Source organism: Raineya sp., assembly GCF_053497555.1.
Window position 1 is genome coordinate 14,020 of record NZ_JBRCWE010000104.1, and the last position, 13,566, is coordinate 27,585.

11 protein-coding genes and 2 tRNA genes are annotated in these 13,566 nt (G+C 39.6%); 9 read left to right on the plus strand and 4 right to left on the minus strand.

From position 1 onward, the window contains the following. Positions 1 to 5: 5 nt before the first annotated feature. Together ACWITO_RS13265 and ACWITO_RS13270 are read left to right on the plus strand one after the other, a co-directional pair. A complete protein-coding gene (locus ACWITO_RS13265) occupies positions 6 to 248 on the plus strand; it encodes a hypothetical protein (RefSeq protein WP_448530477.1) in 243 nt (80 codons plus the stop codon). A 79-nt stretch (positions 249 to 327) separates the two neighbouring features. After that, on the plus strand, positions 328 to 462 hold the full coding sequence (locus tag ACWITO_RS13270; protein WP_448530478.1) for a hypothetical protein: 135 nt from the start codon (positions 328 to 330) through the stop codon (positions 460 to 462). 365 nt (positions 463 to 827) lie between these two features. On the opposite strand, the gene ACWITO_RS13275 is transcribed toward ACWITO_RS13270, so the two are convergent. Continuing rightward, a complete protein-coding gene (locus ACWITO_RS13275) occupies positions 828 to 1,640 on the minus strand; it encodes an enoyl-ACP reductase FabI (protein WP_448530479.1) in 813 nt (270 codons plus the stop codon). Positions 1,641 to 1,802: 162 nt separating this feature from the next. Between ACWITO_RS13275 and ACWITO_RS13280 the strand changes: the two genes are divergently transcribed. The 6 genes from ACWITO_RS13280 (at position 1,803) to ACWITO_RS13305 (ending at position 7,440) form a co-directional block, all read left to right on the plus strand. Continuing rightward, positions 1,803 to 2,408 carry an RNA polymerase sigma factor gene (locus tag ACWITO_RS13280; protein WP_448530480.1) on the plus strand — a complete coding sequence of 202 codons (606 nt, stop codon included), beginning with the start codon at positions 1,803 to 1,805 and terminating at the stop codon, positions 2,406 to 2,408. Positions 2,409 to 2,478: 70 nt separating this feature from the next. After that, positions 2,479 to 3,594, plus strand: coding sequence for a S1C family serine protease (locus ACWITO_RS13285; protein ID WP_448530481.1), 1,116 nt, complete (start codon positions 2,479 to 2,481; stop codon positions 3,592 to 3,594). Positions 3,595 to 3,803: 209 nt separating this feature from the next. Further along, on the plus strand, positions 3,804 to 6,059 hold the full coding sequence (locus tag ACWITO_RS13290; protein WP_448530482.1) for a DUF5723 family protein: 2,256 nt from the start codon (positions 3,804 to 3,806) through the stop codon (positions 6,057 to 6,059). A gap of 159 nt (positions 6,060 to 6,218) precedes the next feature. Next, positions 6,219 to 7,214: a type I glyceraldehyde-3-phosphate dehydrogenase gene (gene gap / locus ACWITO_RS13295; RefSeq protein ID WP_448530483.1), complete on the plus strand. Its 996-nt coding sequence runs from the start codon at positions 6,219 to 6,221 to the stop codon at positions 7,212 to 7,214. 67 nt (positions 7,215 to 7,281) lie between these two features. Further along, positions 7,282 to 7,355, plus strand: a tRNA-Arg gene (locus ACWITO_RS13300). 11 nt (positions 7,356 to 7,366) lie between these two features. After that, positions 7,367 to 7,440 (plus strand) — tRNA-Met (locus ACWITO_RS13305). A gap of 172 nt (positions 7,441 to 7,612) precedes the next feature. Here the strand turns inward: ACWITO_RS13305 and ACWITO_RS13310 are convergent. The 3 genes from ACWITO_RS13310 to gatA all read right to left on the minus strand — a co-directional run bounded on the left by ACWITO_RS13310 (position 7,613) and on the right by gatA (position 12,893). Then, on the minus strand, positions 7,613 to 9,646 hold the full coding sequence (locus tag ACWITO_RS13310) for a GAF domain-containing SpoIIE family protein phosphatase (protein WP_448530484.1): 2,034 nt from the start codon (positions 9,644 to 9,646) through the stop codon (positions 7,613 to 7,615). Positions 9,647 to 9,912: 266 nt separating this feature from the next. Continuing rightward, a complete protein-coding gene (locus ACWITO_RS13315) occupies positions 9,913 to 11,403 on the minus strand; it encodes an FHA domain-containing protein (protein WP_448530485.1) in 1,491 nt (496 codons plus the stop codon). A 59-nt stretch (positions 11,404 to 11,462) separates the two neighbouring features. Then, positions 11,463 to 12,893 carry an Asp-tRNA(Asn)/Glu-tRNA(Gln) amidotransferase subunit GatA gene (gatA, locus tag ACWITO_RS13320; protein ID WP_448530486.1) on the minus strand — a complete coding sequence of 477 codons (1,431 nt, stop codon included), beginning with the start codon at positions 12,891 to 12,893 and terminating at the stop codon, positions 11,463 to 11,465. Between the two features lie 254 nt (positions 12,894 to 13,147). Between gatA and lptE the strand changes: the two genes are divergently transcribed. Continuing rightward, positions 13,148 to 13,566: LPS assembly lipoprotein LptE (gene lptE / locus ACWITO_RS13325; protein ID WP_448530487.1), on the plus strand; the 419-nt coding region annotated here is incomplete at its 3' end.

The window sequence follows — 13,566 nt, forward strand, 5'->3', positions numbered from 1 at the left end:
GTTTTATGAAAAAACTGGTATTACTCTTAATTAGCTTTTTTGTTTTCTTGTCGGCAAAAACTCAAAACTATTATTACTCTGGCGGGAAACAAATATTCTTGCAAGTGGACACCACCCAAGTTGTTTTGTACTTTTTTAGCAAAACTTCCGTACAAACCGTTCAACAAAAAGTAGCTAATATTGATAAATCATTGAATATTAGCGGATTACAATTAACAGGTGGGGGGGAAAACATTCATTATCAATAATTTAAATAAAAGGCAAGCTTTTCAAGATATACAAAACGCACTTGGTAATGAAGTTGAATTTACAAGTTTTACTTACAAATTGGCAAATACTCCCTTCTATCCAACCAATCACATTATTTTAGAATTAAAAGAAAATATCTCTATTTCACAAGTCTTACAGATGAGTGCAAGCGATGATGTCGCTCATAGCGACATCATCGCTACACATTCCTAAACAACCTCATATAAAAAATGAATGAAAGCTGAAGTCCTCAATGTCTTGAACTCCAAACTTAATTAAAATATCGCATTACTTAGCTTGGTTTTTCTCAAATAAAATAGTGTGGAACAAACCCAAAATTAAGGAAAAAGTCGTTACACAAAGAGCTAGAAAACTTTTAACAGAAAAACTTGATTGTAACCATTCATAAATTGAAAAACCAATGAGTATGCCTATTAAAATGCAATAAAGAAGTATTTTTTTATCTCTTGGAATTTTCATTGTCCTAATAAAGCCCAGAAAACTATACAAGTATTGATATGGAGATAAAGACAACCCAAGCGACAATTTTGTATAATTTTATCGCTTGAGAAATATTATCAAGGTTGCATTTTTCCAACGATTTCGGGCGAAATACCCATAGATGAAAAGCCACCATCGTGGTAGAGGTTCTGCATTGTTACGTAACGTGTAAGGTCGGAAAAGAGCGTAATGCAGTAATCTGCACAGGCTTCGGCGGGGGCATTACCCAAAGGCGACATCATATTGGCATACTCAAAGAAGGCATCAAAACCCGAAACACCTGTTCCTGCGGTAGTTTTGGTAGGAGATTGTGAAATCGTATTGATACGCACTTTTTTGAGCCTTCCATAACGCTCCCCATAACTGCGAGCAATAGACTCCAATAATGCTTTGGCTTGTGCCATATCCGAATAATCGGGGAAAGTACGTTGGGCGGCAATATAGCTTAATGCCACTACCGAAGCATATTCGTTTAGGGCATCTAATTTTTCGGCTACCTGCAACATTTTATGAAAAGAAATCGCCGAAATATCCAAGGTTTTCAAAAACCACTCATAATTCAAATCGCCATAGGCTTTGCCCTTGCGTACATTCGGGCTCATTCCGATAGAATGTAACACGAAATCAATTTTTCCACCCAAAACCTCCATTGCCTTTTTGTAAAGGTTTTCAATATCTTCTACCGAAGTGGCATCAGCCCCAATCACTTCGGCTTGGCAATGCTGGGCAAGTTCATTGATTTTACCCATACGCAATGCCACAGGAGCATTGGAAAGCACAAAAGTAGCTCCTTCGGCTTTGGCTTTGAGAGCCACTTGCCAAGCAATAGATTTTTCGTCTAATGCACCTGTAATAATTCCTTTTTTACCTGCTAATAAATTGTATGCCATAACGCTAAAATTTAATGAAACCAAAAAGATTTTGGGCAAATATAGCTAATTTTCCAAGCTAACCTTACACAAAATCAAATTTTTAGCTTTCCCAAAGGTTACTTTTGTGTAAAATGGGTATTAAAAGAAAATTTCGGGCAAGATTTTGAAAATACAAGTGCAATGTCTAAATTTCTGCTTTCAATCAAGGCTCAAATGAACGAGGCTTTGCAACACTCAGAAGCAGATATTATTTCGGCACTTCGGCAAGGCGATAGTAAAGCTCTGGAAATTATCTACAAGCAACACTATCCTGCCATTTTGCACTTTATTATTCAAAACAACGGCACCGACCAAGACGCCAAAGACCTCTATCAAGAGGCTGTTATTATTTTGTACGAAAAACTCCGACAAGAGCATTTTCTGCTTACCTGCCAAATTAAAACTTTTTTGTATTCGGTTTGCAGAAAATTGTGGCTCAAACGCTTACGCGAAAAAGGCAAATATTTTGGCAAATTAGAAGATTTTGAAAGTTTTTTGCCTTTGGAAGAAGACGAACTTGGCATAGAGGAAAATGAGCAAAAACTCGGGGCAATGGCAACCGCTATGGAACAACTCGGCGAACCCTGCCGAACACTCCTCAAAGATTTTTATGTAAGCGGGCTGAGTATGCAAGATATTGCCGAAAAAATGGGTTACACCAATGCCGATAATGCTAAAAACCAAAAATACAAGTGTCTGGTAAGGCTGAAAAAACTCTTTTTTGAACGATATAAAAAGTTTGAGTAATGAGTAATGAGTACAGAGTAATGAGTAGTGAGTAGTGTGTAGTTTGGATTATTTTTGAAATTGTACGACTATGAGTTTGCAACAAAAATACGAATGGATTGAAAGATACCTTGCAGGCAAATTGGAAGGCAACGATTTGAGCGATTTTGAGGCTAAAATGCAAAATGAGCCTGCCTTTGCCCAAGAAGTAGAGGAGCATAAATTTTTAATGGAAACCCTTGCCCAAATGGCTCAACGTGAGCAGTTAAAAGCTCAAATGAACCTATTTCATAAAGATTTGGACAAGCACAAGGCTTGGGTTTTCTACAAACACCCTATTATTCAAAATTTTTGGAAAAAGCATTTTGCTACAATGGCAGTAGCGGCTTCAGTCGCCATTCTGACCGCCGTTGGGGTGCTTTGGAATGTAAAAAATCTCAATCAGTTAGAAGATAAGCAAACTGCTTATTTCCGTTCGCTCAAAAAAGATATTGATGATGTAAAAAAGCGTCAGAATAATTTGGAAGCAAAAACAGAAAAAGAAAATAACACCCAACCCATAGACCATACCGCTACTGCTTTTGTAATTTCTGCTAGTGGCTATTTGCTTACCAACTATCACGCTGTAAAAGATGCCGATGCCATTTTTGCAGAAAGCAAGCAAGATTCTCTCCAACGCTATCGGGTAACACTTTTCTACAAAGATGAAAAAACCGATTTGGCAGTGCTGAAAATAGAAGATAGCACTTTCCGAGGTTTCAGGAATTTGCCCTATGCCTTACGTTTGGAAGCAGATTTGGGTGAGGAAGTTTTTACGCTTGCCTATCCACGCGAAGATATGGTGTATGGTAAAGGGGAAATCTCGGCTCGTACAGGTTTTGAAGGCGATAGTTTGGAGTATCAAATTTCTGTGCCCGTGAACCCAGGCAATAGCGGTGCCCCACTTTTTGATGAAAAAGGCTTTTTGATTGGGGTTATCAATCGTAAGCATACCCTGCAAGAAGGAGCGGCTTTTGCTATCAAAGCAAAACACATCAAAGCTCTCATTGATAGTGCTACCATCGCCCAAAAACCTGAAAAGCAAATTATCCTGCCCCAACGCAACTTGATAGCTCCCCTTAAAAGACCTCAACAAATCAAAGCACTGCAAAACTATGTTTTTGAGCTAAAAGTACATAAAGCCACCGAAGTAACAGCAAGCAAGTAAAAAAAGAGGCAGGAAGTTTGAATAAAAGATAGTTTCCCAAAATTTTACCTTCCAAAAATAAGCGGCGAAGTCTATGAAAAAGATTTTGCCGCTTATTTTTTTAAGCCCTGACACCCCCACAGCAAGAGAAAGTTTTTTGGCTTGTTTGTAAAAAATTGTGTAACTTTACACTTGTAAATTGTATTTTTCAAACTCAAAACCATAGCATTATGAAGAAAAACTACTTACTTTCATTGCTTTTGATAGGTTTTTTGCATTGGGCTAATGCTCAAAACCTGCTTGGTATTGCCAATAGCAATTATGCAGGCACCAACGGACTTTTTCTCAATCCTGCCAGTATTGCCGATAGCAAACACCGCTTTTTCCTAAACTTCTACACTTTGGATTTTTACGTAGCCAACAACTACTTTCAATCGGGGCAAAAAGTACTTACTTTATTACAAGGCTATGATAATTTCAAAGTAAGCAAAATGATTGAAAGAAGCAACGGAAATTTCTTTGGACAAGGCGTAGATTTTCGTTTTCTTAATTTTTTAATCAGGCTCAATGAAAAAAATAGCATTGCCTTTGGCTTACGTCCTCGCTTTCTTATCAATGCCACTGATGTCTCGCAAAATATCTACACGCTGGCACGTTTTGAAGGCGAAAACTTTTCCGATGTATATCGTAACCAACTTTTTAAAGATGCCCGTGGGAATGTGAACATCAATGCTTTGGCAGAATACCGAGCCAGCTTTGCTCGCACTCTTTGGAGCGAAGGTAGCCACTATTTGAAAGCAGGAGCTACACTGAAATATTTACAAGGTTTTGGCGGGCTAACTATTCAAGGAAAAAATGTAGATTTTTTCATTGATGATAACGATTATTACAATATGGAAAAGGGGGAAATTACGATTGGTTATAGCGACCCTCGTTTTGCAGACTTTGATAGCCCCCAAGATGTTTTTCAGGGCAGACTTGCGAATGGTTTTGGAGCAGATATAGGTATTTCTTATGAGTTTCGCCCCGACCCTAATGAAAACAAATACCAAATGGACGGCGAAACTCGTACCGACCACCGTATGATTACCTACAAGTACCGAGTGGGACTTTCTTTGATGGATATTGGTGGCATCACTTACAAACTGCAAGACTCGCGTTTTTACTCTATCAATCGTAATACGCTCACTATCGTAAAACGCTTTGATGTAACCCAACCCGATAGTTTGGCAAAAGATTTGGGGGCAAACCTCACGCAAATTACTGCTCCTTACAAAACTACCCTCCCTACAATGCTTTTTGCTACCTTTGACTACAAACTGGCTAATAAACTCTATGCTAATCTTACTTACGGACAAAGTTTGCGGCGAAAAAGTGCTATTGGTATGCACCAAGCCTCTTTCGTAGGCATTACGCCACGATACGAGAGTCGCCTTTTAGAGTTTGCACTACCCGTGATGTTGAGTGAAAATTTTAGCAATTTTAATGTAGGTCTATCGCTTCGTTTGGCATATTTATTTGTAGGTTCAGACAATATCATTGGCACGCTTTTCAGCGAAAAAGCCAGCGGTGCAAATTTTTATGCAGGTTTGAACTTGCCAATTTTCAACAAAAAGCGTCCCAAAGATAGCGATGGCGACGGTGTGAGCGATAAAAAGGATAAATGTCCAGGGGCTTCAGGTAGCGTGGGCGGCTGTCCGGATAGAGATAATGACGGCATTGCTGATGCCGACGACGCCTGCCCCGATGAAGCAGGGATTGCTGAATTTCAGGGCTGTGCCGATAGAGACGGCGATAAAATCATTGATAAAAACGACCTCTGCCCCGACCAGCCCGGCTTACGTGAATTTCAAGGTTGCCCCGATACCGATGGCGATAAAATCCCTGATAAAGATGATGCCTGCCCTAATGAAGCAGGACTTGCCCAGTTCCAAGGTTGTCCTGATACCGATGGCGATGGCTTACCCGATAAAGATGACTCTTGCCCTCGCGAAGCAGGCTTGCGTGAGTTGCAGGGTTGCCCTGATAAAGACGCAGACGGCGTGGCAGATAAAGACGATGCCTGCCCCGATGTACCCGGCTTAAAAGATAACAAAGGTTGCCCCGCCAATAAAATTGAGGAAGATAAACTTGCCGCTATTGCCCGTGAAATTCAGTTTGAAACAGGAAAGGCTACTATCAAGCGTCAGTCTTTCCCTATGCTTGATGAACTTGCTCAATTGATGATAAAATACAACGAGGCGAAAATTCAGGTAGAAGGACATACCGATAACGTAGGTAACAAACAAGCCAACAAGCAACTTTCGCAACGCAGAGCCAATGCTATCAAGAATTATTTGGTGAAAAAGGGTATCAAACCTGAAAGAATTACCGCTATTGGCTTTGGCGATGAACGCCCCAAAGATGGCTCTACCGATATAAAAGCCGCCAACCGCACCCCCGAGCAAAGAGCCGCTAACCGAAGAGTAGAAATCAAATCTTTGTAGCCCTAAAAAACAAGCAATAACATCACTCCAAGTGGTGTTATTGCTTTTATTTGGGGTAGGCAGATTTGTTTTTTTACAAAATAGGTTTTTTGCAAATCAATTTTTTAGTAATATTGCGGGCAATTTTTCAGATGTTCCACATTTTAAGCTATTACGAAAATGTCAAAAATAAAAGTTGCTATCAATGGCTTTGGACGCATTGGCAGGCTTTCGTTCAGAGCAATGCTCAAAAAAGAAAACTTGGAAGTGGTTGCTATCAATGACCTGACCGATACCAAAACCTTGGCTCACCTGCTCAAATACGACTCGGTACACGGGAAATTTGCAGGTGAAGTAAGCTATGATGCTGAAAATTTAATTATCAACGGACAAAAAATTCGTGTGTATGCCGAAAAAGACCCTAAAAATCTGCCTTGGTCAAATTTAGGCGTAGAAGTAGTTTTGGAATCCACAGGTAGATTTACAGACGAAGCAGGTGCAGGCGGACACATTGCGGCAGGTGCAAAAAAAGTAATTATTTCTGCCCCCGCAACAGGCAATATCCCTACGGTAGTTTTGGGTGTTAATGACCATATCCTGACAGGCAAGGAAACCATTATCTCCAACGCCTCTTGTACTACTAACTGCCTTGCTCCTATGGCAAAAGTTCTTGATGATGTGTTTGGCATTGAGTCGGGCTATATTACTACTATTCACGCCTACACCGCCGACCAAAATCTGCAAGATGCTCCTCACAAAGATTTACGCAGAGCCCGAGCCGCCGCTTATTCTATTGTACCTACTTCCACAGGTGCCGCCAAAGCAGTAGGCTTGGTATTGCCACATCTGAAAGGAAAGCTGGATGGCGTTGCTATGCGTGTGCCTATTCCTGATGGCTCGCTTACCGATTTGGTAGCGGTACTTAAAAAGCCTGCCACGATTGCCGAAATCAATCAGGCTATGAAACAAGCCGCCGAAACAAGCCTGAAAGGCATTCTAGCTTATACCGATGAGCCTATTGTTTCTATTGATATTGTAGGCGATACGCACTCTTGCATTTTTGATGCTCAAATGACTGCCGTAATGGGCAATTTGGTAAAAGTAGTAGGTTGGTACGATAACGAAGCAGGTTACTCGCATCGTATCGCCGATTTGATTGAAAAAGTTGGGAAATAATTTGCTATTTTGCGATAAAACATTTACCTTTGCACCCAATTCAAAGGCTACTGAAAAGTAGCTAACCGGTTCCGTAGCTCAACTGGATAGAGCAACTGCCTTCTAAGCAGTAGGTTACAGGTTCGATTCCTGTCGGAATCACTTCTCTTTCTGGCGAGGTAGCTCAGGTGGTTAGAGCGTCGGATTCATAACCCGAAGGTCAGGGGTTCAATTCCCCTCCTCGCTACGAAAAACCCTTCATACTGCACGTATGAAGGGTTTTTGCTTGTATATTCGTTTGTATTTTTCTTGAAATTATACGTAGCAAGCGATGATGCCGCTCAAAGCGACATCATTGCTTTCATTCTACCTCCCCAATTTTGTTTTTTTGTAAAAACGGAATTTTAAGGGAAAAACCTTTACACAAAACGCATAATCATGCAAGTATAGTCATCATAAGGGGGCAGACCTTGTGAAAATTCCCTCACGTTTTCAATAAGGCGGGTTTGCAGTACATCTATGGGCAAATGAATATTTTGAGCGAAAAAATCTTTCAGACGCTCATAGCCGTACTCCTCTTCTTGCGAATTCTTAGCTTCGCTGATACCATCGGTGTATAAGAAAATAATATCGCCAGTATTATAGGACATTTGCGTAGTAGCAATAAATTTGGTATAGGCTTTGTTACGCATAATGCCTAAGCCCAACCCTTTATCTTGAATATAGTCAGCGATTTGGGTTTGTGCATTGTAGTAAAGCGTAGGACAATGCCCTGCCCTCGCCATTGTAAGTGTTTTCTTTTCGGTATCTACCAAAAGCAAAGTTATGGTAATGAAAGAGGCTTTTTCAAAACATTGCGAAACAGCTTGATTGGCGTATAGCAAGAAATACTCTGGCGACATATCCAATTGTGCCAAACTCTGAAAAATGCCTTTCATCTGTGCCATATTAAAAGCGGCACTGGTGCCTTTGCCCGAAACATCTCCAATCACGATATAAGCTCTATGCGGCGAAACTTTGAAAATATCGTAATAATCTCCCCCCACCGATTTGGCAGATTCCGAAAAACCGAAAATTTCAATGCTTTCGTGAAATTGCAGATTTTTAGGAAGCAGACTTTTCTGCACTTTTTCAGCAATATCTAGCTCCTGTTGTAATTTTTCCTTTTCAATTACTTGCCCTAAAAGTTGATAGTTCTCAATACTAATACTTGCCTGCTTTCCAAAGGTTTCCAGCAAGTCTTGGTGTTCGCTATTGAAACCTTCTTCCTGAACTTTCAAAAGAATTATTTTGCCTAAAACTTCTTTCTTTCTGCTGTAAAGCGTTTTTATCATTACCGAACCATATCCCTGCATAGCCTCTTCCAAAAGCATCAGGTTATCAATTTGCTCATAGTCAGCAATTTTATCTTTGAGGGCATTGCGAATAAGCCGAGCATCACTATCTTCCATTGCCAAAGCAATAAGCTGGTTATTTGCCTTAATTTCCAGAAAGCCCGCATCGGCTTGAGTTACTTGCAAAGCATTTTGTAAGAGTGCTTGGTAAATATCTTGCTCCGAACTTCCCACTTGCAAAGATTGTGTAAGTTGCTGAAAAGCAAGAATTTCCTCTATCTTTTTCTTATACACCGAAGTCGTAGGAATATTGAATAATAGCACTAATATTGCCATAGTAGCGTAAATCAGCACAAAAGCAAGCAAACCTACTGCATAAACCGAAAAGCCTATATCATATAGCATTATGCCTTTGTTGTAATAGTAAAAAATGAGGTAGGCAAAATAAGCCCCAAAAAGGCTAATCAGGAGCAAAATGCCAATATTACGTAATTTAGCAGGGGTACTCAAATACGCAACCCAGTGCATATTTACGCAAAATAGCAATGAAATAGCCACTAAAGTTCCCAAAGTAGCCAAGTAGGGCAAACTTTGAAAAGGAAAATCAAAAAAATTAAAAATTAGGCTTGCAAAAAAAATGTAGATAAATGTATTCCAAACCCAAACTACATATTTGGGCGATTGTCGGAAAATGAGTATGCGAAAAATAAAAAAGGTATAAGTCAGGAAATTGACCGCCAGTAACATACTCCACAAGTAAAAGCTATTGAGCAGAGTGCTATTATCTACCCAAAAATTTCTTCTAAGCAGAGTAATTACAATAAACCACAGCAAAGACAAAGCTATACTCACAAAGCCTACATAAAACACTTTGCCAATCAGTTCGGAGCTTTCTTTTTCTCTGAATTTATCAATGCGGTAGCGGTAAAAGAAAAAAATGATAAGTAGCACAACATTTTCCAATACCCCCTTGAAATAAGCATCTATTTCGCCAACCCAAGTTTTGCTACGAATACTTAGGAAAAGGTAAAAAGTGGTATTGAGCGTAATCAGTGCCGCCCAAGTAAAAAGATTTGCCAAAAGAAAAGGATTTAAGCGAAGTTTGAAGGTAGAAAGCATATCGTTTGAAAATCAATAAATCAAGTCTTGTACATTTTAATCTTGTTACTTGTCTAAAACTCTTAAAAGAAGGTTTTAAGGTTTGGAAGCGAAAAGTTTGAAGTTGAATAGTTTGAACTTTGAACGCTTGAACCTTTGAACTTTTTTGAACCTTGAACCTACAAATGCCTTGCTTTTAGAATATTCAGACAAGTTGTTGCGATAAATCATAAAAATAATCAAAAGCAGAAGCCTCTCCTGACTTCTGCCCTTTGTTTTGTAGAATTTCAGACCTGAAACATCATCAAAACCCCACCAAGTTGTATCTCATCTCCGTTTTTGAGTATATGCTTTTGCACGCGGTTGCCATTGAGAATAACTCCATTGGTACTATTGTTATCGGCAATAAACCAATTTCCTCCTTCGTTGGTAAGAATAGCGTGGCTACCCGAAACGGTCTGAATAGGTATCACAATATCGTTACCTTCCTTTCTGCCGATAGTCATTGTGGGTTTATGTAGCATAAAGGTTTGCCTGAAATTTTCACCAACTACATTAAGTTTAGGTGTTCCGCCACCACCGCCAATCATTGTTTTCTTGGGGTCAAATTTTTCAGGTTCTTTGAGCGTAGTAGTAGATTGAGCAAAAAACTGCTGTTGTTGCTGTTGAAGGCGTTGCTGTTCTTGCTGAAAAAGTTGTTGCTGGCGTTCCATTTCTGCTTTGGCGGCACGCTCTTTTTCTTCTTGCTCTTTTTTGGCTTTTTGCTGTTTATCATAGAAAAAGTAGCCTCCAATTCCTAAAATAGCCACAGCAATGCCAATATAAAGCAAGTTATTATTCGGTTTGCTTTCATTTTGAGCCTTTTCACCTTCTTTGGAAGCCGTAGGTTTAGTAATATTGAGGGCTTGTTTTGCTCCTGCAATGCTAATTTCCAAAGCACTCAAATCATCAGGATTGGGTAGCGTAAATGAAATTTGATAAATCTGCACGCCATCAGAGGCAGAAGATTCTGTTTTGAAAAAATCTTGTAAATTTTCTGTAATTTCAGAGGCACTGCTTACCAAAATGCTTTTGGCAGAGGTTTTATCGGCAAGTTTTTTCAGATTATCCAAAGCATACGTAAAGCCCGTTTTATAGACCAAAGAAAATACTTGTACGCCACTTTGGTTTGCCTTATCTATGCAGTCATCAATGCGAATAGGTGAATAGCTTTTATTTACGCCTGCGGTAAGCACTACAATTTGTTTTTGAGGGGTATTAGCGGTTTTGCTCACATAATCAATGGCATCGTAAATGGCTTTGTGTAAATCGGCTTGTTGCTGTGGGTCGGCAACAGGCTTTACTTTTTGTGATATTTCTTCTGCGATAGCTTGCTTGTTAGAGGTAAAATCAGCACTCAAATTATTTAGAATTTTGCTATCAGCATCAGCTTTCCAAAAAGAAGAGGCATTGAAAAAAGTACCTTCGGGGGCATTTTTGATAAAATCGCTTACACCCTTTTTGCAATTATTCACTACAACATTTGCCGTAAAGCCTGAAGTTTCTATCAGGAAGTATACGGATTTTGCTCCTGCCGAAGTTGTTTTTTCAGGGGCTTTCCACTGAAAAGGAATTTCCTTTCCTGCTTGCAAAATCTTTACATCTGCTTGCTTGATAGCCTTTTCAGAGCTGACGCTTATGCTTATATTAGGAAAAGCACCATTATCAATGCTTACATTTTGAGCATTCAGGCGAGCAAATGCTCCCACAACCAGCAAGATAAAAATGAGTTTTTGCATACTTTGCCAAGATTTTTTAGCAAACTTATTGAAAAAAAATTTGGCTTGCAAAAATATTTTTAGCAAGAATGTGAAGCAAGATATTTACCAAAGGCTAATAATTTTTCTTCCTGAAAATGGTGAGCAAGAATTTGCAAACCCACGGGCAAGCCTTTGTTATCTGCACCACAAGGAATAGCAAGTCCAGGAATACCTACTACATTGGCTTGCACCGTGAAAACATCTGCCAAAAACATTTGCAGTGGGTCTGATGCAAAATTTCCTATCGGGAAAGCGGTAGTTGGAGCCGCAGGCATTAGCCAAAAATCAAATTTTTCAAAAATTCTATCCGTAGCCTCTTTGATAACTCTTCGTACTTTTTGAGCTTTGGTGTAGTAGGCATCATAGTAGCTGGCACTAAGTACAAAAGTGCCTAACATAATACGCCTTTGTACATCTTTGCCAAAACCTTCGGAGCGTGTTTTTTTGTAAAGACTATCCAAGTCTTCTACCTTTTCGCTACGATAGCCGTATCGCACCCCATCATATCGGCTCAAATTAGAGCTTGCCTCGGCAGTAGTAAGAATGTAATAGGTAGGCAAAATGTATTCTAAAAGCGGAAAATCAATAGCTTCTACGCTATGCCCTTCTTTTTGCAAGAACTCAATTTTTTCTTGCATAGCTTTACGAATTTCGGGTTGTATAGCTTCGCTTTCAAGGCTTTCACGTAAGTAGGCAACTTTTACTTTTTCATTTAATTTCAGGCTTTGCGTGTATGCAGGTACAGGCGTATGCGAGGCAGTGCTATCGTAGTCATCTACACCTGCGATTACTTCCAAAACCAAAGCTACATCGTCTATGCTTTTGCCAAAAACACCAATACAATCAAAGGAGGAAGCATAGGCTATCAAGCCATAGCGAGAAATACGTCCATAGGTAGGTTTTAAGCCATATACGCCACAAAAAGCGGCGGGCTGTCTTACCGAACCGCCTGTATCGGAGCCAAGAGAAACTTGACACATATTGGCTTGCACAGCTACCGCCGAAGCCCCCGATGAGCCTCCGGGTACGTGATTGGGATTTGCGGCGTTGCGAGTAATGCCAAAAGCAGAGTTTTCGTTGGTAGAACCCATTGCAAATTCATCACAATTCTGCCTGCCGATAATAATGGCATCTTCGGCTAAAAGTCTTTCTACTACCGTTGCCGAAAATTGAGCAATAAAACCATTTAAGATTTTGGAAGCGGCTTGTAAGGGGTGGTCGGCATAGCTGATAACATCTTTCAAACCTACTACCAAACCTGCCAGCTTACCCGCAGTTCCTGCTTTTATTTTTTCATCAACTATTTTAGCTCTTTCTTGGGCTTCTTGGGCATAAACGCTCAAAAAAACATTCAAATTGGCATTATGAGCATTTATTTGCTCTAAATGGGCATTTACAAGCTCCAAGCAAGAAAGGTTTCCTGCTTGCAATTCTTTACGAATTTCTGAATATGTGCTAAAATTTTTCAAGGCTACTGGAAAATTTATTGTTTGAAGTAATCCAAAATTAGTAAATTTTGCGGTTCAAGAGTTAAAGGTTTGATTTTCAATTATTTAGGCTTTTCCTTAAAATTTCAACACCAACCTCTAACACTTAAATTTATGTGTGGGCTTGCAAAAATAGTGATAGCAAGCATAGTTTGCAAATGTTGAGATTTTTTTTGAGAAAAACAAAAGGCATAATTCTTGTTTTTGTAAATTTGAAAGATTTTTGAGGAAAACAAATGAAAAAAAGTTTTTGGATAATTGGGTGGCTTTTGATTTTAGTAAGTTGCAAAAACGTGTATTACACGCTTTCTGGCTCGGCGGCAAGCGGAACGATACAGGTAGTAAATTTCAATAATTTGAGCGGTGGAGGTCCGCCTTATTTGGCTCAAAAACTCACCGAAGACCTTAAAACTTACTATTTGCAGAACTCACGCCTGCGTATTAGCAACTCGGAAGCCGACTACATTGTAGAAGGAGATATTACAGAGTATCAAGTAGTACCTTTGGCTCCGGGGGCAAATCAGCAGGCGGCACAAACCCGTATCAATATTAGTGTAAAAATTCGTTTTACCGACAACAAAAACCCTGACAACAATTTTGAACAAAACTTCACCAACTACGCCGATTTTCCACAAAGTACCACGCTTGCCCAAGT

Coding starts and splice junctions, on each gene's coding strand:
- ACWITO_RS13265 (WP_448530477.1), top strand. CDS start 6: ATGAAAAAACTGGTATTACTCTTAATTAGCTTTTTTGTTTTCTTGTCG.
- ACWITO_RS13275 (WP_448530479.1), bottom strand. CDS start 1,640: ATGGCATACAATTTATTAGCAGGTAAAAAAGGAATTATTACAGGTGCA.
- ACWITO_RS13280 (WP_448530480.1), top strand. CDS start 1,803: ATGTCTAAATTTCTGCTTTCAATCAAGGCTCAAATGAACGAGGCTTTG.
- ACWITO_RS13285 (WP_448530481.1), top strand. CDS start 2,479: ATGAGTTTGCAACAAAAATACGAATGGATTGAAAGATACCTTGCAGGC.
- ACWITO_RS13290 (WP_448530482.1), top strand. CDS start 3,804: ATGAAGAAAAACTACTTACTTTCATTGCTTTTGATAGGTTTTTTGCAT.
- gap (WP_448530483.1), top strand. CDS start 6,219: ATGTCAAAAATAAAAGTTGCTATCAATGGCTTTGGACGCATTGGCAGG.
- ACWITO_RS13310 (WP_448530484.1), bottom strand. CDS start 9,646: ATGCTTTCTACCTTCAAACTTCGCTTAAATCCTTTTCTTTTGGCAAAT.
- ACWITO_RS13315 (WP_448530485.1), bottom strand. CDS start 11,403: ATGCAAAAACTCATTTTTATCTTGCTGGTTGTGGGAGCATTTGCTCGC.